At 39.4% G+C, this 22063-nt stretch carries 25 protein-coding genes; 8 read left to right on the top strand and 17 right to left on the bottom strand.

Annotated elements, in window-relative coordinates; translation table 11 throughout:
• Positions 1 to 286: 286 nt before the first annotated feature.
• Positions 287 to 1657 carry a histidine--tRNA ligase gene (gene hisS / locus IE056_RS08060; protein WP_189604188.1) on the bottom strand — a complete coding sequence of 457 codons (1371 nt, stop codon included), beginning with the start codon at positions 1655 to 1657 and terminating at the stop codon, positions 287 to 289.
• Positions 1658 to 1853: 196 nt separating this feature from the next.
• Between hisS and IE056_RS08055 the strand changes: the two genes are divergently transcribed.
• Positions 1854 to 3089, top strand: a complete 1236-nt coding sequence (locus IE056_RS08055; protein ID WP_189604187.1) for an ABC transporter permease — start codon at positions 1854 to 1856, stop codon at positions 3087 to 3089.
• Positions 3090 to 3495: 406 nt separating this feature from the next.
• On the opposite strand, the gene IE056_RS08050 is transcribed toward IE056_RS08055, so the two are convergent.
• The 4 genes from IE056_RS08050 to rpsF form a co-directional block, all read right to left on the bottom strand.
• Positions 3496 to 3969, bottom strand: coding sequence for a DUF6495 family protein (locus IE056_RS08050; protein ID WP_189604186.1), 474 nt, complete (start codon positions 3967 to 3969; stop codon positions 3496 to 3498).
• Positions 3970 to 4045: 76 nt separating this feature from the next.
• The gene (gene rplI / locus IE056_RS08045; RefSeq protein WP_189604185.1) at positions 4046 to 4501 is read right to left on the bottom strand and encodes a 50S ribosomal protein L9; all 456 of its coding nucleotides are present in this window, start codon (positions 4499 to 4501) and stop codon (positions 4046 to 4048) included.
• A 12-nt stretch (positions 4502 to 4513) separates the two neighbouring features.
• Positions 4514 to 4810 carry a 30S ribosomal protein S18 gene (gene rpsR / locus IE056_RS08040; protein ID WP_029036469.1) on the bottom strand — a complete coding sequence of 99 codons (297 nt, stop codon included), beginning with the start codon at positions 4808 to 4810 and terminating at the stop codon, positions 4514 to 4516.
• Positions 4811 to 4812: 2 nt separating this feature from the next.
• Positions 4813 to 5151, bottom strand: a complete 339-nt coding sequence (gene rpsF, locus IE056_RS08035; protein WP_189604184.1) for a 30S ribosomal protein S6 — start codon at positions 5149 to 5151, stop codon at positions 4813 to 4815.
• A 167-nt stretch (positions 5152 to 5318) separates the two neighbouring features.
• Here rpsF and IE056_RS08030 point away from each other — a divergent pair, with 167 nt between their 5' ends.
• Positions 5319 to 6029, top strand: a complete 711-nt coding sequence (locus IE056_RS08030) for a LytR/AlgR family response regulator transcription factor (RefSeq protein ID WP_189604183.1) — start codon at positions 5319 to 5321, stop codon at positions 6027 to 6029.
• On the opposite strand, the gene priA is transcribed toward IE056_RS08030, so the two are convergent.
• The 4 genes from priA to nadC all read right to left on the bottom strand — a co-directional run bounded on the left by priA (position 6023) and on the right by nadC (position 10931).
• Positions 6023 to 8476, bottom strand: coding sequence for a replication restart helicase PriA (gene priA, locus IE056_RS08025; RefSeq protein WP_189604182.1), 2454 nt, complete (start codon positions 8474 to 8476; stop codon positions 6023 to 6025). The two genes, IE056_RS08030 and priA, sit on opposite strands and share 7 nt — an antisense overlap.
• Before the next feature lie 97 nt (positions 8477 to 8573).
• The gene (locus IE056_RS08020; RefSeq protein WP_189604181.1) at positions 8574 to 9137 is read right to left on the bottom strand and encodes a chalcone isomerase family protein; all 564 of its coding nucleotides are present in this window, start codon (positions 9135 to 9137) and stop codon (positions 8574 to 8576) included.
• Positions 9138 to 9158: 21 nt separating this feature from the next.
• Positions 9159 to 10070, bottom strand: coding sequence for a YihY/virulence factor BrkB family protein (locus tag IE056_RS08015; RefSeq protein WP_189604180.1), 912 nt, complete (start codon positions 10068 to 10070; stop codon positions 9159 to 9161).
• A gap of 3 nt (positions 10071 to 10073) precedes the next feature.
• Positions 10074 to 10931 (bottom strand): carboxylating nicotinate-nucleotide diphosphorylase, encoded by an 858-nt coding sequence (gene nadC, locus IE056_RS08010; protein WP_189604179.1) that lies wholly within the window; start codon positions 10929 to 10931, stop codon positions 10074 to 10076.
• A gap of 50 nt (positions 10932 to 10981) precedes the next feature.
• Between nadC and rlmH the strand changes: the two genes are divergently transcribed.
• The 4 genes from rlmH to IE056_RS07990 all read left to right on the top strand — a co-directional run bounded on the left by rlmH (position 10982) and on the right by IE056_RS07990 (position 14781).
• Positions 10982 to 11455, top strand: a complete 474-nt coding sequence (gene rlmH, locus IE056_RS08005) for a 23S rRNA (pseudouridine(1915)-N(3))-methyltransferase RlmH (RefSeq protein WP_189604178.1) — start codon at positions 10982 to 10984, stop codon at positions 11453 to 11455.
• 25 nt (positions 11456 to 11480) lie between these two features.
• Positions 11481 to 12053 carry a non-canonical purine NTP diphosphatase gene (locus tag IE056_RS08000; RefSeq protein WP_189604246.1) on the top strand — a complete coding sequence of 191 codons (573 nt, stop codon included), beginning with the start codon at positions 11481 to 11483 and terminating at the stop codon, positions 12051 to 12053.
• Positions 12054 to 12128: 75 nt separating this feature from the next.
• Entirely contained in the window at positions 12129 to 13946 is a 1818-nt protein-coding gene (locus IE056_RS07995) for a DEAD/DEAH box helicase (RefSeq protein ID WP_189604177.1), read from the top strand.
• Between the two features lie 79 nt (positions 13947 to 14025).
• The gene (locus tag IE056_RS07990; protein ID WP_189604176.1) at positions 14026 to 14781 is read left to right on the top strand and encodes a carboxypeptidase-like regulatory domain-containing protein; all 756 of its coding nucleotides are present in this window, start codon (positions 14026 to 14028) and stop codon (positions 14779 to 14781) included.
• A gap of 233 nt (positions 14782 to 15014) precedes the next feature.
• Here the strand turns inward: IE056_RS07990 and IE056_RS07985 are convergent, their stop codons facing one another.
• From IE056_RS07985 to IE056_RS07970, 4 genes are all read right to left on the bottom strand, one after another.
• Positions 15015 to 15551: an SRPBCC family protein gene (locus IE056_RS07985; protein WP_189604175.1), complete on the bottom strand. Its 537-nt coding sequence runs from the start codon at positions 15549 to 15551 to the stop codon at positions 15015 to 15017.
• A 32-nt stretch (positions 15552 to 15583) separates the two neighbouring features.
• On the bottom strand, positions 15584 to 16240 hold the full coding sequence (locus tag IE056_RS07980) for a TrmH family RNA methyltransferase (RefSeq protein WP_189604174.1): 657 nt from the start codon (positions 16238 to 16240) through the stop codon (positions 15584 to 15586).
• A gap of 232 nt (positions 16241 to 16472) precedes the next feature.
• Entirely contained in the window at positions 16473 to 17081 is a 609-nt protein-coding gene (locus IE056_RS07975; protein WP_189604173.1) for a hypothetical protein, read from the bottom strand.
• Positions 17065 to 17553, bottom strand: coding sequence for an RNA polymerase sigma factor (locus IE056_RS07970; RefSeq protein ID WP_189604172.1), 489 nt, complete (start codon positions 17551 to 17553; stop codon positions 17065 to 17067). The genes IE056_RS07975 and IE056_RS07970 overlap by 17 nt, the downstream gene beginning before the upstream one ends.
• Before the next feature lie 160 nt (positions 17554 to 17713).
• Between IE056_RS07970 and IE056_RS07965 the strand changes: the two genes are divergently transcribed.
• Both IE056_RS07965 and purB read left to right on the top strand, forming a co-directional pair.
• A complete protein-coding gene (locus tag IE056_RS07965) occupies positions 17714 to 18394 on the top strand; it encodes an SIR2 family NAD-dependent protein deacylase (RefSeq protein ID WP_189604171.1) in 681 nt (226 codons plus the stop codon).
• 139 nt (positions 18395 to 18533) lie between these two features.
• Positions 18534 to 19871 carry an adenylosuccinate lyase gene (gene purB / locus IE056_RS07960; protein WP_373297298.1) on the top strand — a complete coding sequence of 446 codons (1338 nt, stop codon included), beginning with the start codon at positions 18534 to 18536 and terminating at the stop codon, positions 19869 to 19871.
• Positions 19872 to 20051: 180 nt separating this feature from the next.
• Here purB and IE056_RS07955 read toward each other — a convergent pair whose 3' ends face one another.
• From IE056_RS07955 to IE056_RS07940, 4 genes are read right to left on the bottom strand one after another with little or no spacing between them, the layout of a single operon-like run.
• Positions 20052 to 20585: a GFO_1091 family lipoprotein gene (locus IE056_RS07955; RefSeq protein ID WP_189604170.1), complete on the bottom strand. Its 534-nt coding sequence runs from the start codon at positions 20583 to 20585 to the stop codon at positions 20052 to 20054.
• A gap of 2 nt (positions 20586 to 20587) precedes the next feature.
• A complete protein-coding gene (locus tag IE056_RS07950) occupies positions 20588 to 21112 on the bottom strand; it encodes a GFO_1090 family protein (protein WP_189604169.1) in 525 nt (174 codons plus the stop codon).
• A 16-nt stretch (positions 21113 to 21128) separates the two neighbouring features.
• Positions 21129 to 21563: a PG0215 family putative anti-sigma factor gene (locus tag IE056_RS07945; RefSeq protein ID WP_189604168.1), complete on the bottom strand. Its 435-nt coding sequence runs from the start codon at positions 21561 to 21563 to the stop codon at positions 21129 to 21131.
• A complete protein-coding gene (locus IE056_RS07940) occupies positions 21544 to 22059 on the bottom strand; it encodes a GFO_1088 family ECF-type sigma factor (RefSeq protein ID WP_189604167.1) in 516 nt (171 codons plus the stop codon). The genes IE056_RS07945 and IE056_RS07940 overlap by 20 nt, the downstream gene beginning before the upstream one ends.
• Positions 22060 to 22063 lie beyond the last annotated feature (4 nt).

Genomic DNA, 22063 nt, shown 5'->3' with positions numbered 1-22063 from the left:
TTAGTGGCGACCCTATTACAACTAACCTGCAAGGTCTTTTTTTGACCTTGTAAGACACTACATTAAAATAAAAAGAAGCTTTTTAAGGTTTTTAGGCGATGCAGGTCAGATTTCAGGTAAAGAGGAGAATAAAAAATTGACGATGGCATGGATTGTATTCTGTATTAAAGAATAGTAGAGGTAAATCAGCAGGCTTGAAAATCTGCGCTAACGGAAATCGTATTAAAAAGAAAACCCGAATCACGACGCTCCGGACTTTTTTTTAACCAATATTTAAAAAAAGCATTTATTTCAACTTCTCCACCAACTCATAGACAGAAACCGAAAACTGCTCGCCGGATTTCATGTTCTTCAACGTAAATTTTTCCTGTTCCATCTCTTCGGCGCCCGCAAGCACAACAAATGGAATCTCCCGGCGGTTGGCATAATTCATCTGCTTTTTCATCTTTGCATCTTCGGGATATAATTCAGCCGTGATGCCGGAAGTTCTAAGTTTTTTTATGGCTTTTAACCCATAAAGGGCTTCTTTTTCTCCGAAATTGATAAACAGCACTTTCGTGTTTTGCGCAACGGTTTCCGGAAAAAGATTTAATTCTTCAAGAACGAGATAGATTCGGTCGAGTCCGAAAGAGATCCCTACTCCGCTCATGTCTTTTAATCCGAAAATCCCGGTGAGATCATCGTAACGACCTCCACCACCAATGGAACCTAATTTCACCTCTTTTGGAGCAGCCACTTCGAAAATGGCTCCCGTATAATAGTTCAGTCCACGGGCGAGGGTAACATCCAGGTCTAAAGTCGCTGTTTGAAGCCCAAGCGATTCGAGCGATGAGTTTATAAATTCCAGTTCTTCAATCCCTTTTTTGCCGACTTCAGAGGTAGCAAGAATATCTTTTAATCCTTCCGTTTTATCGGAAAAACTTCCGGTTAAGTTGAAAATAGGCTGAATTTTCTCAATGGCTTCCGAAGAAATTCCTTTTTCCTGCATCTCCTTTTTCACGCCGTCCTCTCCTATTTTGTCCAGTTTATCCAGTGCTACCGTAAAATCAATCAATCTTTCAGATTCTCCAATCACTTCAGCAAAACCCGACAAAACCTTCCTGTTGTTAATCTTTATTGTAGTTCCTTTCAATCCTAAAGCCGTAAAAACAGCATCATAAAGCTGCACAAATTCAACTTCCTGCCATAAACTGGTACTTCCCACGACATCTGCATCGCACTGGAAAAACTCTCTGAAACGTCCTTTTTGAGGCCTGTCTGCCCTCCAGACTGGTTGGATCTGGTAACGTTTGAATGGAAATTCCAGTTCGTTTTGATGCTGCACTACATATCGAGCAAACGGAACAGTAAGATCGTATCGCAGGGCTTTTTCGCTAATGTAAGAAGTAATTTTATGGCTGTCTTTTTGCCCTAAAGCTTGGGAATCTGCTTTCTTTAAAAAGTCTCCGGAATTGAGGATCTTAAAAATGAGCCGGTCACCTTCCTCCCCATATTTCCCCATCAAAGTTTCGCTGTTTTCAAAACTCGGAGTTTCAATGGCCTGGAATCCGAATTTCTGAAACTGCCCCCGAATAGTCTCGAAAATAAAATTTCGTTTAGAAACTTCAGCTGGAGAAAAATCACGGGTTCCTTTAGGAATAGAAGGTTTTTGAGCCATTTTTACATTTTAAATTTAGAAGTGCAAATATCATAAAAAATGAACAAATCCGAGACTTTCGCCTCATAAGAATCTGAGGTTGTCCATCTGTTATCTCCAATTACGGGAATTATTTCAGATAAAATTCCTGCCTAAAGAATTTCTTCTGTAACATCTTTACCCGAAATGCGTCTAATTAATAAATTTAGCCAAACGAATGTTTTCACTTTTCAAAGAAAATGTAAGGATCGCTTTTGATTCTATTAAAAGTCAGCTTCTAAGAACCATCCTCACTGTTTTGATCATAGCCATTGGGATTACTGCGCTTGTAGGGATTCTAAGTGCTGTTAATGCCCTGGAAAACACTATAAGTAGTGATTTTGCCTCTATGGGTGCCAACACCTTTAATTTGCAGCGCTATGAATCTGAAGTTCGAATGGATGGCGGCAGGGAAAAGATCAATCCCATTATTGGTTATCGCGAAGTAAAGAGGTTCAAGGAAGCCTTTGAATACCCGGGAACACAAACATCCATTTCTTTTACGGGAACTTCTTCGGCTGAAGTAAAATACGGCAATGAAAAAACCGATCCCGAAGTAAGCATTCTTGGGGTAAATGAATTTTTCTTATCCAATTCCGGACTCGAATTAGAAGCCGGAAGGGATATTACATATTTTGATGTACAGAACAATAATAATGTCGCCATCCTGGGATCAGATTTTCAGGATGGACTTTTTGAGAATGAAGATCCAATTGGGAAAACAATTAGTGTACGTGGAGTTAAATTTACCGTTATCGGAATTCTCGAATCTAAAGGTTCCACCTTCGGAAACAATCAGGATCTGCGAGTTTTAATTCCCATTGAGATTGCCCGTTCCGTTTTTACTCAGCCAAGTATCAATTACAATATAAGTGTGAAAGTTGATAATAAGGAAATGCTGGAAGGAGCCGAAGATGAAGCTATTATTACTTTCCGGAACATTCGCGGATTAAATCCCATAGAAGAAAATAATTTCGGAATGGGCCGTAGTGATGACCTCATCAACAGGATCTTTTCCATCACCAGCTACCTGAACATGGCCGCCTGGGCCATTTCCATCATTACAATTTTTGGATCCTCCATAGCTTTGATGAATATTATGCTGGTATCGGTTACCGAAAGAACCCGTGAAATTGGGGTAAGGAAAGCGCTCGGAGCCAAGAAAAATACGATCGCCACGCAATTTTTTATGGAAACCCTGATTATTGGTCAGTTGGGTGGATTACTCGGAATTTTACTTGGAATCCTCATAGGCTTCGGAATTTCTGCCGCCGCCGGATTCAATTTTGTCACTCCGTGGGTTGCGATTCTTTGGGCAACGGGAATTACTATTCTAGTAGCGGTTCTCGCCGGAAGTTATCCGGCCGCAAAGGCAGCAAAACAGGATCCTATTGAATCGTTGAGGTACGAGTGATTTTTGAAGTCAGAGGTTCAGAAAGTACGAGGACAGAAGTTCAAAAAGAATAAAGAGACAAGTATACTCTTCTAATTTAATGAAGTTCCGTAGGTCGATATTCTTATAGCATCACAGGGATTAAACTAAAAAAAGAAGTCCATAGGAGCGTCATTTCTTATCTGAAATTTTATCAGGTCACTGTAAAAACTTGGAAGGGGGAGCCTCGTAGGTTCATAAAATTTATAGAATTTGGGGAAGTGTGAAAAAGCAGAGCTCCAGCGGAGTGTCTGTTTTTTCACCTGTAATATTTGAAGCTACACAGCAAAATCATTCGTGAATTCGTGGCAGCTAAACAAGAGTGAGTTACGAAGAAATTAAAAAAAATCCCGGTGCTAGAAACCACGAACCATGAACAATAAGCTATCTACAGCTCCAGGTGCTTTTCAAAAAATCCGTATAATTCACCTTTGGTAATGGCCGCACCTTGCTGGATCAAAGCAAAAATATCTTTGTTCCTGTCATCGCTAATGGCTTTGGAAGAAGTGTATAAGGAAACAGAGTCATCCAGAAGATTCTTCTGCAACCAGTCATAACCTTCCCTTGTAGTGACATCAATAGCCGTATTTTCTACTTTAATAGCAATGAGATACATTGCAGCTTCTGTAATTTTAAAGAGATAGATTTGCTGGGGTGAGAAATGTTCCAGAAATTTTGCCTGATTCAACACTCCTTCCCATACAAGGTCGCTGAAAACATCCAGTTCTTCTTCGGCCGTTTGTGGCTTATTGATCTTTATATCCTCCCATTCATCTGCTGTAATAGATTGAGATGCCAGGAAATTAATAAATTCCTGGTGAAGTTCTTCAAACTGTTCTTTGGTTAATCGGGCGTATTTCATGCTATAAAACTATGACTTTCGACAATAAAAAAGCCTACTTCAAAAGAAGCAGGCTTTAGATTATATATTAGGCAAATTAACCTTGTGCTTCCGCAACAACATCAAAACTAAAGTTTGAAATTACTTCACGGTGAAAACGCAAAGTAGCATCATACTGTCCTAAACGCTTAATGTTTCCACCGGCAATACTAATGTATTTCTTTTCGATTTCCACACCTTCTTTAGCCAAAGCATCAGCTAAATCAGCATCAGTTACAGAACCATAGATCTTGTCACCAGCTCCTGCTTTAGCAGTAAGTTTGATATCAAGTCCGTTAAGTTTTTCAGCCTGTTTTTTAGCTTCATCTATTTGTTTCTTCTCTTTATAAGCACGTTGCTTAAGAGTTTCATTCAAAACTTTTCTAGTAGAAGGAGTTGCCAGTTCAGCAAAACCATGAGGGATCAAATAGTTTCGGCCGTATCCGTTCTTCACGTTTACAACGTCATCTTTAAAACCTAATTTTTCTACGTCTTTTTTAAGTATCAATTCCATAATAGCCCCTTTTTATTTTAATAAATCGCCAACATAAGGCATTAATGCTAAATGACGTGCACGTTTTACAGCTACAGCCACTTTTCTTTGATATTTCAAAGAAGTTCCTGTAAGACGACGAGGTAACAATTTACCTTGCTCGTTCACAAAACTCATTAAGAAATCCGGGTCTTTATAGTCAATATATTTAATTCCGGACCTTTTAAAACGACAGTATTTCTTCGCTTTGTTGGTCTCGATATTCAACGGGGTTAAATACCTGATCTCCCCGTCTTTTTTTCCTTTCGCTTGTTGCTCTATAGATGACATACTTACGCTTTTTCTTTGTTTCTGTTTCTTCTTTTCTCAGCCCAGGCAATTGCATGCTTGTCTAAACTTACAGTAAGATAACGCATGATACGCTCATCTCTTCTGAATTCTAGTTCCAGTGGAGAAATAGCTTCACCTGGAACAGTGTACTCCAATAAGTGATAAAAACCACTTTTTTTGTGTTGAATTGGATAAGCTAGTTTTTTTAGCCCCCAATTTTCCTTTGATATCATCTTGGCACCTTTAGAAACAAGAAAATCTTCGTATTTCTTAACTGTTTCCTTTATCTGGTCATCAGATAAAACGGGATTCAAGATGAAAACAGTTTCATAATGATTCATAAAAATTTACTTTAAATTAATTTGGCTGCAAAAGTAGAACTATTATTTCTATTTTCAAAGCTATAGTGTAGTGATAAAATGCATTTTATATTGTTCTATTCCTATTATAAATTGTCTATTTTGATAATTATGTGTAATATTGCTTAAAACTAACCTATTTAACTACTGTGGAAGATGTTATACTAAAATGTGCTGTAGTTGATGATTCCAGCTTACAACGTTTGTCTATTGTAAAGCTGATAAAGGATCATCCTTCCCTTAAACTAGTAGCAGAATACAACAATGCCATTGAAACAAAGAATGGCTTATTAGACACCGAAGTTGATCTGATATTTCTGGACATCGAGATGCCGATACTTTCGGGATTCGACCTACTGGATGATTTGCCAAACAAACCGCAAATCATTTTTGTTACAGGAAAAACAAAGTATGCTTTTAAGGCATTTGATTATGACGCCATAGACTACCTGCACAAACCTATTTCCAAAGACAGGTTTATGAACGCAGTCTCCAAAGCTATTAACCTCTACAGGTTAAAAAATGAAGGAGCTGCAGTAGAAGATGAAAACTACATCTTCGTAAAAAGCAATCTCAAAAACCGAAAAGTATTCCTTAGCAAGCTTAAATATATAGAAGCTTTAGGGGATTATGTGAAATTTGTTACCGAAAAAGACAATTTCGTGGTACTGGCTACCATGAAGTCTTTTGAAAACCAACTCCCTTCTGATAAGTTTTTGAGGATCCATAAATCTTATATCGTGAACCTGGATAAGATTGAGCGATATAACAGCAGGAACATCGAAATTGACAAGCAGCAAATACCATTAAGCCGTCATAAAAAATCTAACCTTATTGAAGCTTTGGCTGCCAATCAATAAGGGTCAACATTTATTACAAGTTTTATACTTCTAAAGCCTCCAATGGCTTTAAAGCTGGTAAAGATCCTTTCCATCACCTTTTTGGTTTTGGAAATGGATTGTTTCTGGGGAATTTTTATCAGGATGTTTTTGTAATACTCATTCCTGATCCTTGCAACCGGTGGAAATTCCGGCCCCAGAACATTTTCCTGAAACGCCTGCTTCAACCCTTTCGCCAGCCAGTCTGCCCCTTCATTCACCCTGGAATAATCCCTGCTTTTTAGAGTAATACGGATCAACCGGTAATACGGCGGATATTTATATTGCCTGCGCTCTTCTGTCTGCTCCTCATACATCTCAACATAGCTGTTAGTAGAAACCTGCTGCACGATCCTGTGATGGGGGTTATAGGTTTGAATCAAGACCAGCCCCTGCTCCTTGGTTCTTCCGGCGCGGCCTGCCACCTGCAGCATTAGCTGGAAGCTTCGTTCATGCGCCCTGAAGTCGGGGAAATTAAGCAGCGTATCGGCATTCATAATCCCCACCAGCCTTACATTTCGAAAATCGAGCCCTTTGGTCAGCATTTGGGTACCTACCAGAATATCTATTTCCTTCGCTTCAAAAGCAGCGATTATTTTTTCATAGCCGTGTTTCCCGCGGGTCGTGTCGAGATCCATACGGCCAATTTTATGTTCAGGAAAAAGAGCTTTTAGCTCAGTTTCTACCTGTTCGGTACCAAAACCTTTAGTGGTAAGTTCGGGGCTCCCGCATTTCATACATTTCTTCTGAAGCGCCATATGATATCCGCAGTAATGACACCTCAACTGATTGTTATGGTTATGAAACGTAAGACTAACGTCACAGTTTGGGCACTGCGGCGAATGCCCACAGGTATTGCATTCCAGAATTGGAGAAAAGCCTCTGCGGTTCTGAAAAAGGATCACCTGCTCCCCATTTTTCAGGGTTTCGGTAATTTCTTCCTGAAGCCGATCTGAGAAATGTCCCATCATACGTTTTTTCCGGTGCTTCTCTTTTATGTCCACCACCTCGATTTTTGGCAACAGCACATTTCCGAAGCGACGGTTAAGATTCACCAGTTTGTACTTATGGTGCTCTGCATTGAAATAAGATTCAATGGCCGGCGTAGCGGTTCCCAAAAGAACGTTGCTGCTATGCAAATTCCCCAGTACCACAGAAGCATCGCGAGCATTATAACGGGGCGCAGGATCATATTGTTTAAAAGTAGATTCATGCTCCTCATCTACCACGATCAACCCAAGCTTTTGGAAAGGAAGAAAAATGCTGGACCTCACCCCTACCACGATCTTTGCTTTTTCACTATTGTTCAGGATATTTTGATACACCTCCACCCGCTCATTCACCGAATATTTACTGTGATACACCATCACCTGCTCTCCAAAATAATTCTGAAGCCGGGAAATAAGCTGTGCCGTTAATGCAATTTCAGGCAGGAGAAACAGTACCTGCTTGCCTTCTGCAATGACTTTTTCGATAAGTTTGATGTAGATCTCTGTTTTTCCGGAAGAAGTAACTCCGTGTAACAGGCAGACGCTTTCAGATTCAAAAGCCTGCTCCACTTCGCTAAAAGTCTGCTCCTGAAATTCATTTAATTCGATCTCGCCGGCCAGTTTCCTTTCTTCGTATTGGACACGCTGCGTCTGAAGGTGAAATTCTTCCAGAACATTCTTATCGATGAGAGACTTTATGGTAGCCGTGGTGGTTTTTGCTTCCTTCGCTAATTCTGAAACCTTTATTGGTTTTTTGGTTCTTGCTGAAAGGGAGAACAAGGTTAACACCACTTCCCGTTGCCTGGGCGCCCGGTCCAGATTATCGAGCAGCTCATGCATCCTGGCTTCACCGGAATAACTGCTGTGCAACTGAACATATCTTTCCAGCTTTGGTTTGTACTGCTCATAAATCTCCTGATTCACCACCACCACTCTTTTCTCCACCAGAGAATTAATTACAGGAAGCACTGTTTTTTTATCCAGTAACTGAATGATCTCCTGTATTTTCATAGATGACTGCCGCTGCAGGGCCTCAAAAAGAAGAAATTCATCATCTGTCAACGCCCTTTCTTCTATTTCTATCTTTTTATAAAGCTGCACTACCGTTTCGCTTTCCAGAAGAAAAGCACTTGGAATAGCAGCTCTTAGCACTTCCCCTTCGGCACACATATAATAAGAAGCGATCCATTCCCAGAATTTAAGCTGAGTAGCAGTCACAATAGGCTTCTCATCGAGGATCTGCTCAATGGGCTTGGCTTCATAAATTTCAGGCGCCTGTTGGTGAATTTTGGAAATAATTCCGGTGTAGATCTTTGACTTTCCAAAGGGTACCGCCACCCTCATTCCTACCTGCAAAAAATCGGCTTCAGCCGGAGAGACACTGTACGTAAAATGCTTTTCCAGCGGAAGAGGTAAAATAACATTTATAAAGTGGGACATTCAGTGGGTTTTCAGCAAAAATATAATTCTTTCAGCATAAAAAAGAAAACCACCCTTAAAAGAGTGGCTTCATCATAATTTTATTACAGAAAAAGGTTTACTTCCCCAGAAGATCACCTCTTAATCCGTCATCTGCAGGACGGTTAGACAACCAAATCCCAAAAAGCCCCTTTTTGAATTCCATTCCTTTAATAACTCCTTTTTCTTCTCCATTTTTATAAGCTACCACACCACCTTCGGAGGGAAGATACACCAAGTCAAAAACATCATTCTTCTTGATGTCTTCTTTAAAATAGCCTAAAATTTGATTAATTTCCTTTTGGATTGGCGCAGTATTACCTTTTGTGGAATTTTCAAATCCCTCAGTTACCGCATCTACCATCTTATCACTACTTATCAATTTCGACACAATATGCAATTTAATAGCCATAGGTTCATCGCTGTTCAATATACTAGCGGCATCACCATTTTTCTGGTTAAGGTAAAGGCCTGCAGCATAAAGGTCAATCCACATTTTTTCACGAACGCCACTGCCGTTCAATACCAGCTTGTGATTTTTATAAGTTTCAGTATTTGGCATTGTTATGCCGCCTACTTTGGTTTGTGCTGTAGAAACAGCTACAAAAAATACAGCAGAAAATAGTAAAAACAGGTTTTTCATAATTTTGAGAATTGAATTAGATTATTTCTTTCTAAGTTTGATTAATGATGCATTAAGTTCAAAACCGAGCAACAATATATTAGAATTTATCCATATATACACCATAAATATAAGCAATGCACCAATCGAGCCATAAAGCTCATTATAAGAAGAAAAATGTTCTATGTAAATCCCAAAGAGATAGGTCATGATCACAATAAGGATGGTAGTGAAAAACGCACCTATTGAAAAGAAACGGGAAAGGCGGCCTTCTTTTGTTCCGAAATAATAGAGCGTTGCGACACTTATATAGATCATCATCACAAACATTAAATACCTGCCAATATTTGCCCATAACACCGCGTTCGAAACCACACCCACAGATTTCAGGTCTTCCATGATATAGGTTAAATACAAGTTTACCACCACCACTGTGAGGAGCAAAATTGCCAGTATAATGGAAATTCCCACGGCAATGATATACTGCCTAATTATGGAACGATTTATTTTGGTGTGATAAGAAAATTCAAATCCTGTGAAGATGGCATTCACCCCGTTCGCCATTAGAAACACCGAAAGAATAAATACAAAAGACAATAATCCTCCTCTTCGTTTTGCAGCAATATCTTCAAAGATACTATCAAAAAACTCTGAAGTTTCGGGAGGTAAAAGAGAATCCATGAAATAAAGAAACTCTATCTGAAAATCATCAATAAAAGTAATAAAAGGAATAAGGTTCAGGATAAAAAGCAAAAACGGAAATACCGCCATAAAGAAGCTGAAGGCAATTGCACTGGCACGAGTTGAAAAGGTTCCCTTTAAAATTCCACCGTAGAAAATTACCAGAAGATCATACAGAGTAAGACCTTCAAGGCCCGGCAGAATAACAGCTTTTGTATTGCGGACCCACCACTCTTTTAAAGCCTTTGTTTTAGATTCTGCCTTTTTTGCCATTTATTACATTGCCTTTAAGCTCAAATCCAGATTGTAAACCGAATGGGTCAATGCCCCGCTGGAAATATAATCCACCCCACATTCTGCATATTTTCGGGCACTTTCCAAAGTGATCCCTCCGCTGGATTCAGTCTGGCATTTTCCGTCTATAAGTTGTACAGCTTTTTTAGTGTCTTCATAATTAAAGTTGTCGATTAAAATACGATGAACGCCTTCCATTTCAAGAATACTTCGAATCTCTGACATATTACGGGCCTCCACAATTATCTTTAGGTCAAGATCATTTTCCCTTAGGTAATCCAGGGTCTTTCTAATGGCTGGTTTGACACCGCCTGCAAAATCGATATGATTGTCCTTTAACATAATCATATCATACAAAGCGAACCGGTGATTTTCACCACCCCCTATTTTCACGGCCCATTTTTCCAGGGCACGAATTCCGGGAGTGGTTTTTCGGGTATCCAGGATCTTGGCCTTGGTCCCCTCCAGTTTATCCACAAATGTTTTGGTTTTGGTCGCAATGGCACTCATGCGTTGCATGGCATTCAGTACAAGACGTTCTGCTTTAAGAATGGACTGAGAAGAGCCTTCTACATAAAAAACAATATCTTTAGATTTAATTTTTTCTCCGTCATTGATCACAATCTCCATCTGCAAAGAAGAATCCACACGTTCAAAAACCTGTTTTGCAAATTCCACTCCGGCGAGGATGCCTTCATCTTTTACCAGTAATTTTGCTTTTCCGGTGGCATTTTGAGGTATACAGGCGAGGGAACTATGATCTCCGGGACCAACATCTTCCCGAATGGCATTTTCAATAATTAATTCAATTTCCTTCTCAAATTGTTCTTTTGAAATCATTGGAGTCGTTATTTTTGCTAAAGTTACAAAGTAAACACTAATTTAACAGCATGACGATAAAATTGCTCAGCATAGGAAAAACCGATGATACTGCACTTAAAAACCTTATCGACACTTATGTAAACAGGCTGGGCCACTACAACAAATTTGAATTTGAAGTCATCCCCGATCTTAAAAAGACCAAACACCTGGATACCGAGCAACAAAAAACAAAGGAAGGAAAATTAATATTAGACAAGATAGCTCCTTCAGATTTTTTAGTACTGCTTGACGAAAATGGAAAACAATTTTCTTCAGAAGGTTTTTCAGAATATATTCAGAAGCGCTTAAACAGCGGCATGAAACAACTAATTTTCGTGATTGGCGGGCCCTATGGATTTTCTGAAGAGGTCTATAGCCGGGCTCAAAGTAAACTTTCTTTGTCAAAAATGACTTTTTCCCATCAAATGGTACGTCTGTTCTTTGTAGAGCAGCTGTACCGGGCATTCACCATTCTTAAAAATGAACCCTACCACCATAAATAATATGAGCACAAAAGAAATCACCAAACTGGAACTCGTCTTTGCCACCCAAAACCGGAACAAGATGGAAGAAATCCAGGTCATGCTTCCTGAAAACATCAAACTTCTTTGCCTGAAGGATATCAACCACACCGAAGATATCCCTGAAACTGCCGACACCATAGACGGAAATGCCATCTTAAAAGCAGATTTCGTAAAAAATCAATTAGGGTATGATTGTTTTGCCGACGACACGGGGCTTATGGTAGAAGCTTTAGATGGAGCACCCGGGGTTTATTCTGCCCGTTATGCCGGAGAAGAGAAGAACGACGAAGCCAATGTTCAAAAACTTTTAAAGGAGATGGAGGGGCAGCAAAACCGAAGAGCCCGGTTTAAAACTGTGATCGCACTTAACATGAATGGACATGAAATTCTTTTTACAGGAATTTGTACGGGAAGTATCACTACAGCGAAAAGAGGATCGCATGGATTTGGTTATGATCCTGTCTTCCAACCCGATGGATTTGACAAAACATTTGCAGAAATGACTTTAAAAGAAAAATCCCAGCTAAGTCATCGTAGTAAAGCCATGCGTGAATTGATCGATTACCTGTCAAAATAAGGTCTTTTTTATTCGCTAAAGTTTTATCTAATAAGCTGCTAACTTATCCGTACCTTTGCAACTTATTATATCTATATGAACAAATTTGAATTATTAGGATTGAATACCGCCTTATTGAAGGCTATTGAAGACATGGGCTTTACCGAGCCTAGTGAAGTACAAGAAAAAGCAATACCTATTTTACTGCAGGAGGAGACCGATATGGTTGCTCTTGCCCAAACCGGAACCGGAAAAACCGCAGCATTTGGTTTTCCGCTTATCCAAAAAATAAACATAGACAGCAAAAAGACCCAGGGATTAATTCTTTCTCCAACTCGGGAACTATGTTTACAAATCACCAACGAATTACAGAATTATTCCAAGTATGCCAGAGGTTTAAACACGGTTGCCATTTATGGTGGTGCCAGTATTACAGACCAGGCAAACCAGATAAAAAGAGGAGCACAAATCATCGTGGCCACTCCGGGACGTATGCAGGATATGGTGAACAGAAGACTGGTAGACATTTCTTCTATTGATTACTGCGTGCTGGATGAAGCAGATGAAATGCTTAACATGGGATTCTTTGAGGATATCACTGCGATTTTATCGCATACTCCTAAAGAAAAAAGCACCTGGCTGTTTTCGGCTACTATGCCAAAAGAAGTATCTGTCATTGCTAAAAAATTCATGAACAACCCTGTGGAGATTACTGTTGGTACCAAAAACAAAAGTACTTCCAATGTATCTCATGAATACTATGTTGTTAATGCCAGAGACCGTTATGCAGCTTTAAAAAGATTATCTGATGCAAATCCTGATATCTTCTCTGTGGTTTTTTGCAGAACCAAAAGAGATACTCAGAAAGTTGCAGAACAATTGATCGAAGACGGCTACAACGCTGCTGCATTACACGGAGATTTAAGTCAGAATCAGCGTGACCTTGTGATGAAGAGCTTCAGGGCACGTCAAATTCAGACACTAGTTGCTACTGATGTTGCTGCCCGAGGAATTGATGTAGATGACATTACGCACGTAATCCATTACCAATTACCAGACGAGCCTGAGATCTACACCCACCGAAGTGGCCGTACCGGAAGAGCTGGAAAAAGCGGAGTTTCCATGGTGATCGCTGCAAAGAGCGAAGTGAGGAAGATCAAAGGAATTGAACGCATCATTGGCCAGACTTTTGAGAAAAAGGAAATTCCTGACGGAATGGAGATCTGTGAAGTGCAGTTATTCCACCTGGCAAACCAAATCAAGAATACCGAGATCAATCATGAGATTGATACTTACCTTCCCGGGATCAACGAAGTACTGGAAGATTTCAGCAAAGAAGAGCTTATTAAAAAATTCTTTTCAGTTGAATTTACCCGTTTCTTTAATTACTATAACAACGCTTCAGATCTTAATGCGAAAACGAGCGGAGACACTTATCAGGATGCAGGAGACAGCACACGTTTCTTCATTAATGTTGGGGTAAAAGATGATTTTGACTGGATGAGCCTGAAAGATTTTCTAAAGGAAACTTTAGAGCTGGGAAGAGATGATGTGAACCGTGTCGAGGTAAAAAACAACTTTTCTTTCTTTAATGTAGATGCTGCAATTAAAGACAAGGTGATCGCTACTTTCGAGGATTTCGAATATCAGGGACGCCAGGTAAATGTTGAGATCACCAAAAGCTCACCGAGAGGTGGCGGCGGTGGCGGTGGCGGCGGAAGACGCAAGTTTGACGGAGACAGTAAAAAAAGGAAAAGTTTTGATAAGCCTAAAAGTTTTGACAAATCATCATCATCATCTGGAAAAGGACGAAGAAGGTCTTCTGATTCCTCTGATGCAGGAAAAAGCAAAAAAGGCGGTGGAAGGAGCGGTAATATCGAAAGTTCCATTCAAAGAAGGAGATCCAAAAAATAGCGGAAAAAATTCAAGATATTTTCATTTTGGTACGGTTTTCCTTACTTAATTTTTATTTTTAAGCCGAAGAAATTTTTCCATGAAATACATTTTTATTCCTCTTTTTTTATTGTTCAGCATTATTTCCTACGGCCAGGATTCCACTATGGTATCGGGAAAAGTACTTAATGCTGCCAATGATGTACCTATTGAGAACGCACATATTGTCAACCTTAATCAGGTGGTTGGTGCGATAACGAATGAGGATGGAGAGTTTCGTATCAAGGCAGCCGTCAATGATACGCTGTATTTTTCTTATCTGGGTTTCAAATCTTTGCAGGTAAGGGTGACAAATGACTGGAAACGTTTTGGAGATGTAAAAGTAAAAATGACCGAACTGGGAATTGCCCTGGAGGAGGTTGTGGTGCGGCCGGTACAATTAACCGGATACCTTGAAATTGACGCCAGGAACATCCCTATCTATGAGAATTACCGCTACAGCATTTCCGGTTTGAACACTGGTTATGAAGGTGGCGATAATAGTCCCAATGCAGTTTCAAGGGTGATTGGAGCCATTTTTAATCCGGCAGATGCTTTGTACAATCTCTTCGGAAAAAAACCCAAGGAGATGAAAAAGTTGCGAGAGATGAAAGATGACGATGCAATACGAAACCTGCTGCAGTCAAAATTTGACAGGCAGACCTTGATGGCCCTACTTCAGGTAAACAGGATGGATATTGATGAAATCCTGCGGCGTTGTGATTATTCCAAAGACTTTATGGAGTCTGCCAATGACCTCCAGATCCTGGATGCTATTAGCGGATGTTATGAAGAATACAAGTTATTGAACAGATAAGATAGTTCAAGAGAACATGTAATATTGAAGAGGCTGTTTAAAAAGCATTTTTTGTCAACCTGTCCCGAACTTCGGGAATCTAAAGTTCTAAAAAATTCCGGAAACCGGAATAATTAGATTCTGAAAATGAATTCAGAAGGACGAATATAAGCTTTTTAAACAGCCTCTTTTTATTAAGGACTTAGGAAAAAGTGGAGAACCTCACAATGATGTTCTTGGACCAAACTTTCATTTTACTTACTGTTTTCGAGGTTGTTCTTCAAATTCTTAAGCCCTTGTTCAAATTCCTTTCCTATAGCTCTTTCTAAACCGTAGAAAATTGTGAATACAGAGGCAGGAAATTTGTGTGCACCCCGTACACCCCAAATGAGTTTTGTTCTCTCTGGTTCCACTTCCTTTACTCCAAAATACTGCAGGGCCAATGTTTTATATGGCTTTAAAAATAAAAGTTGCATTTCAAGCACTTTTCCTTCTTTCACTTTCGTGATCTTCTGGATACCTTCCCCTATATTTCTGTTATTGCCTTTCCAGTAAGACGCCGCATCCATTTTACCGTCTTCTCCTTTGTATTTAATGATTACCTCTGGATTTTCCTGATACCACACCATCCACAATGGTTGTTTTTGGAGTTGTCGTATATAGGCATATACTTCAGGTTTTGGTTTGTTAATAATAATGGTCCGGTTGAGATCGTATTGTTTTTTTGACCAGGCATGAAGGAAGGCCACAAAGGTGATCATTCCAATAATGATATAGAAGAATAGGGTCATATTTTCCTGTTGGGAGGTCTAAAAGTATAGAATTAAAGTGATGTCTGAAAGCGTTCTATTAATTCAGCTGCATTTTTGATATTTTTAGTTGCCCAATCAAAACGTTTTAGTAATTTCTCTTCTTCTGAAAACTGCCAGTTCAAATCGCTACTTCGCAATCTCGAGGTTAGATCCTGCAAAATAATTGCTGCTGAAACCGAAATATTCAGGCTTTCGGTAAATCCCACCATTGGGATCTGGATTGCCTCATCGGCTTCTTCCAGCACCTCGGGAGAAAGTCCGTTTGTTTCTGTTCCGAAGAAAATGGCTGCCGGAGAATTTATATCAAATTCCTGAAGTGCCTTCCCTTCATGAGGCGAAGTGGCAATGATCCTGTAACCTTTTTTGCGGAGACTCTTAATACAATCTTTCGTAGTTGTATACCTGTTGATATCCACCCATTTTTGAGCTCCCATGGCGATTTCCCTATCGATCTTTTTAAGGTTCACCTCTTCCACTACATGAACATTCTGCACCCCAAACACATCACAACTTCTTATAACTGCACTGGTGTTGTGCAATTGATATACATCCTGGGTCGCAACGGTAAAATGATTAGTTCGTTTATCAATTACTTTTTTAAACAGATTTCTGCGGCGTTGACTCAACTGACCTTCCAGAAAATGCAATAACTCTTGATCTACTGCCATATTGAAAATAAGAACAAAGAAAAGAAAAATTCACCTCAGTTTCCAGTTATGGTGGCTTTTTAGCTTCAGAAGATCAATTCAAACAAAGCAGGTTTCTCATTCTTCTTTGCCTGTGTTAGTTGCCACTTTTTAAATGGAGGAAAAAAGTAGCCAATAAGTAAAATTCAGTGTTTCAATTGCAATTATTTCGAATCCTGCTTCACTTTCTTTTACTCCATAGGAGACAGCATATTTACTCTTCCCTCAATTCCTTCATATCTCTTATGAGTTCTTCCATTTTCCTCACGAACCTACCGTAGACGAAATGGGTAGTGATTTTATACGCTCCCACTCCTATAATGGCCAACATGATACCTATTCCAAGAACAATTAGTACTTTATCCCCTGAATCCTGTCCTAAAAATTCCTGAAATTTTGGTGTGTCTTTAAAATAGAGGTAATATCCTATCATTCCCATTACCGGAAGCCCAAAACCCAATAACCTGGTATAAAATGTCACTGTTTTTTTGATCATTTGCCGGTATTCCAACAAATATTCATAGCTACTGGAACCAATACTAATGCTTTCCAACTCTTTCAGCTTTTTCCTGTTTAGGAAAAACATAGTGAGTGTAAGCAACATTAAATAAACACCCAGAAGTAAATATCCATAAAAAGCGGAAATTGCGAAAAACGCCAATCCTAGCGGGATCATACTCTTATTATCTATGCTGTAGGTACGTTTAAACTTCTCTATAAGCAACTGTGATTTTTGGTTGTACAAATCGTTAATTTTTGGGACCAGCAAACTTTCGTCCTTCAAAAAGCCGTTGCTCCACATTTGTTCAATTGATTTTTCCATCTAATAATTTTTTAAGTCGTGATTTAATCCTAGTAATCCTTACACCAATATTATTGGCACTAGTGCCGGTAATCTCTGCGATTTCCTTATATGACTTTTCTTCCAGGTAAAGCAAAATAACCGCACGGTCTACTTCCGAAAGTTGTTTAATGGCTGCGTATAAAAGGTTAAGGGAATCTTCAGTAAAAAAATTATTTTTCTCGACCTCTGCTGCCAGAATATTATCAGTGGGAAATTCCTCTTTCTTTTTCCCCTTCTTTAAAAGTGTGAGGCAAACGTTCAAAGAAATCCTATAAATCCAGGTAGACCATTGTGCATTTCCTTTAAAATTATTTCTGCTCTTCCAAACCTGAAGGCAAACCTCCTGATAATAATCCTCATAATCCTCCTGACAATTGGTATACGCCCTGCATATCTTTATAATTATGGGCGCATAAGGCAGAATAGAATTGGTGTAAAAATCGCTGCTCAAAATTGTTCTTTTCCTGTTTAGTGGCTGAAAATTGGATTTATTACACCTAAGAACCAACATTATTTTAATATTGAATTTTATATATCTGAAGAAGCTGAAACAAGTCCTTTCATCAATAGCATTTTTAATTTATCCTTATCTTTATAATTAAAGCTCAGAAATGAAGAAAATAGTTATACTCACAGGCGCCGGAGTAAGCGCCGAAAGCGGGATTAATACCTTTAGGGATGCCAACGGACTTTGGGAAGGTCATGATGTGATGGAAGTCGCCTCCCCCATAGGTTGGGAGCAAAATCAGGAACTGGTGCTGGATTTCTATAACAAACGCAGAAGACAGTTAAAAACAGTAGAGCCTAATTCCGCACACACCGCTCTGAAAAAGTTGGAAGAAAAATATGATGTTCATATAATTACTCAGAATGTTGATGATCTCCACGAACGCGCCGGAAGCAAAAATGTGATCCATCTCCATGGAGAGTTGAAGAAAGTGAGAAGCACCTTTGATGAAGACCTCATCCTGGATTGGGAAGAAGAACTCAACAAGGGAGATTTCTGCGAACACAACCACCAGTTAAGGCCACATATCGTATGGTTTGGAGAAGCTGTCCCTATGATGGAAAATGCTATGGAAGTCACTTCGCAGGCAGATATTTTGATCATCATTGGCACATCAATGCAGGTGTATCCTGCCGCCGGACTCATACATTATGCTCCGGAAGGAATCCCCATCTACTTTATCGATCCCAAACCGGCAATAGAACCAAAGAAAAACCTCAAAGTCTTTGCCGAAAAAGCCTCTGTGGGCGTACCTAATGTAGTTTCAGAATTGCTTCGGGAGTGAATTAGGGGCGGTAAATTTTCGATGTGATGAAGATATTGTAAAAAGATATGATCCCATAAAAGCTACGGAATTTGGAATTTCAAGGTTTGGAATTTCATTTGAAGCTGTATCTTTACTTCTTAATTTTAACTTCATTTCAATGACTGCCCTTCAAGCAATTTCTCCTATTGATGGTCGATACCACCAAAAAACGAAAGAACTGTCTAATTTCTTTAGTGAAGAAGCCCTTATTCGTTACAGGGTAAAAGTAGAAATAGAATATTTTATTGCACTTTGTGAGCTTCCGTTACCACAGCTTTCCAAAGTGGATTACGCACTATTCCCGGATCTTAGAAAGATCTACAAAGATTTCACCACCGAAGATGCTGCGGCTATTAAAGACATTGAAAAAGTAACTAACCACGATGTAAAAGCGGTTGAATATTTTATAAAAAAACGCTTTGATGATCTTGGGCTGGAGCAGTCAAAAGAATTTATCCACTTCGGACTCACCTCTCAGGATATAAATAATACTGCAGTACCGTTGAGCATAAAAGATGCTCTGGCTGCTGTGTATTTTCCAGAATTGAACAAACTGGTGGAAAAGCTTCAGAATCTTTCCAAAGAATGGAAAGAGATCCCAATGCTGGCAAGAACCCACGGTCAGCCTGCTTCTCCAACGAGATTAGGGAAAGAAATAGCAGTTTTTGTAGAAAGATTGCAGGGACAAATAAAATTTCTCAAAGAGATTCCTTCCGCAGCAAAATTCGGCGGGGCTACCGGAAATTTCAACGCTCACAAAGTGGCTTATCCCAACACCGACTGGAAAAAATTCGGATCTGATTTTGTAGAAAACACGCTGGGGCTTCACCACTCCTTCCCTACTACCCAGATTGAACATTATGATCACATGGCGGCCCTTTTTGACGCTTTAAAAAGGATCAACACCATTATCCTTGATCTTGACAAAGACATCTGGTCTTACGTTTCCATGGATTATTTTAAGCAAAGGATCAAAAAAGGGGAAGTAGGATCTTCTGCAATGCCTCACAAGGTAAACCCGATTGATTTTGAAAACAGTGAAGGAAATTTAGGGATCGCAAATGCCCTTTTTGAACATTTGTCTGCAAAGCTACCCATCAGCCGGTTGCAGCGCGATCTAACCGACAGCACTGTTTTAAGGGTCATAGGTGTGCCTTTTGGACATACCTTGATAGGTTTTGCTTCTACATTAAAGGGGCTGGATAAACTGCTTCTAAACGAACATAAGCTAAATGCCGATCTTGAAAATAACTGGGCTGTTGTTGCAGAGGCTATTCAGACGATCTTAAGGCGCGAAGGCTATGTCAATCCATATGAAGCTTTAAAGGGTCTTACCCGCACCAATGAGACTATCAACAAACAAAGTATAGCTGAATTTATAGACGGACTGGAAGTTTCTAATGACATTAAAAAAGAGCTGAAACAGATCACTCCTCAAAACTACACCGGGATCTAAAAATGAAAAAGAGGCTATCTAAAAAGCACTTTTAACGTCAACCTGAACTTGTTGTAGATTCTAATAAATTCTAGAAAATAGAATAATAAGATTCTGAAATAAATTCCGAAGGACGATTTTAAAGCTTTTTAGACAGCCTCTACTAGTTTAACCTGGTACAAAATCAATTAAACCAAATTCTTAATCTTTAAAAGATGTCAGGCTTTGTAGGCCTTGGATATCAATATCTCCTTCCTGGAAAGACTTCAGAAGTTTTATTAAAGCTTCCGGCTTCATGTCTTCCCCCAACACCCGGGCTACTGCAAATCCCTTCTCCTCGTCCGATCCAAATACTACAAATTCATCGATAGCGTCTTCCTCCCCGAGGTAGTATAATTCAGCCTTTCTTGAGCCCCCTCCGTATTTTATCAGGGTATTATACTTGTCGTTTTGCAGGATGGCAGTTAGTTTTTCTTTTTCCTGCTCATAAGAAGCTTTATTCTCATCATTCATGGGAAAAGCCATTAAATTGACTTTTTTAATCGTTTCGAGTGTCGCTTTCTGTTCTGTATCAAGTCTGGATCCACTCCCTGTCAATAAACTTGACGGAACATCCAGTGCTAGAAACTGCTTGTTTCCCTGATTTTCAACATAATATTCTTGTAAAGTAGTTTCATTATCACAGGAATAGAATGCCAGTGCCCCAAGAGCCAGTAAAATTTTAAACCTTTTCATCTTTAGTTGGTTTCAATGTTCTCAAGTTCTTCACCTCCCGGAATTTTAAAATCCTGGGCCAGTTTGGAAACTTGTGAAAGGTTTATATCACCGGTAATATTCAAGATAACCGAAACAGGGGTCTTTTCATCCTGCCCTTCCATAAACATGAATAACTGACTTACATAATCATCATTCCTGCCGGGTTTGTAGTAAAACTTCACATTCTTACCATCGCTGGATACTCTCATTAACTCTTCCATGGTACCATTTTTAAGAAACGACTGCACATCTGAAGCCATTTGTTTTCGTACACCTTCCTGTTTGGAAGTGAATACCCTGATTTCCTGAAGATTCTCAATAAGGTCAATGTACTGCTGAGTTTCAGGATCATCGGCATTAAGGTCTATTTTCGTAAGAAGCTTAAACATTTTACTGGTAATGACTACCGCGTCTACTTCTTTCATGTTCTCATATTTAGCAAAATTTTGTGCACCCGAAAGAAAGGGGATGAGAAAGGCACAAAGTGCGAGAATTGAATTTTTCATGGGTTTTTAGATTTAGTTATTTTCTTGAAATTTTATTTTTGGCGTTGTCAAATTCTTTCAGGTACACCAACTCCTCTGTACCGCTGTTCATATATTGAGAAACAAGTTGCAGGGCTTCTTTTGTTCTTTGCATGGCCAGTTCGGGATCTTCATAAGAACCAAATTCTGTGGTTTTGTTAGGCTGCTGAAGAAACAATCCTGCAGCAAGCACTATGGAGGCCGCTATTCCTACCCAGGAGTACACTCTTTTTTTCCCTTTGTGGAAGTGGATCTTTCCTGAATAGTTCTCTTCTCTGGACATTTGAAAGTAAGCGAACAAGGGAATGTACTCTTGCAAATGAGGTGCCACCCAGCCAGATCCAAAATAATCCCTAAGCCTTGCCTCTTCCTGTAAAGAAGTTTCCCCATTGAGGTACTTCTCCATTAAGTTGTCAATTACTTTTGATTCCATAGCGGTGTCTTTTTATCATTTCTTCCTTAATTTTTTTTCGTGCCCGCGAAAGAGCAACTCTTATTGCTGTTTGTTGCATTCCTGTCATCTCCGCGATCTCGTCATAATCATACTGCTCTACTTCTCTTAGTTGAACCAGTACTTTTTGCTGTTCGGGCAGGTTTTCTATTATTTTCTGAACCCAGTCAAGGTCATCCTGTACTTCAATTTTTTTCTGAAGAGAAGGATTCCCGTCTTCATAATTGCTGTGAACGATCCTTAAATTATTGTTCCCTTTCAGTTTTAACTGGTCCAGACAATAATTCTTGGTAACTGTCATGGCAAAAGCTTCCAGATTGTCATAAGACGAAAGTGTCTGCTTTCTGCTCCATAATTTCATCATCACCTCCTGTATGGCATCCTCGGCAGCCTCTTTCGAAACCAGCAGCCTTTTTGCCATTCGATACATCTTATCCTGAACAGGATTCATGAGATCAATGAAGGTATTCTGTTTCATTTTT

It is taken from the genome of Salinimicrobium marinum (assembly GCF_014651535.1).
Lineage (GTDB): Bacteria > Bacteroidota > Bacteroidia > Flavobacteriales > Flavobacteriaceae > Salinimicrobium > Salinimicrobium marinum.
Note: the sequence above shows the minus strand (reverse complement) of the source record. Positions and strands in the feature narration are given on the sequence as shown.